1 protein-coding gene is annotated in these 309 nt (G+C 46.0%); it reads left to right on the top strand.

Annotated elements, in window-relative coordinates:
- A partial coding sequence (locus H5985_RS09690) for a hypothetical protein (protein WP_205051028.1) occupies positions 1-309 on the top strand: 309 nt, incomplete at both ends.

The raw sequence follows: 309 nt of genomic DNA, 5'->3' as shown, positions 1-309 counted from the left end.
TCGGTAGCAATACCACATTGGTTTTCAACGGCACCCCGGTTGATGTTGAAGGTGATATGGATTTGGATGATGTGGTCGACAGTGACAACACCATTCATTCCAATGTTGATGTAGCGATTGGCAACGAATCGGAAAGTGTTAAGGATGGTGTTGCCACAATTGATAAGAGTTTCGGTGTCTCCTCCATTAACGTTGCTGACGGAGTCAATGAAGTTGCAATTTCTCAATCCAATACCGTGACGCTTGTTGGCGGCGACGATAAGGAATTGATTGCGTTTGCCGGCGAAGGTGATAAGAGCGTAACAGTTG

The sequence above is a fragment of the Parasutterella secunda genome, assembly GCF_016901835.1.
GTDB lineage: Bacteria > Pseudomonadota > Gammaproteobacteria > Burkholderiales > Burkholderiaceae_F > Aphodousia > Aphodousia faecavium.
Note: the sequence above shows the minus strand (reverse complement) of the source record. Positions and strands in the feature narration are given on the sequence as shown.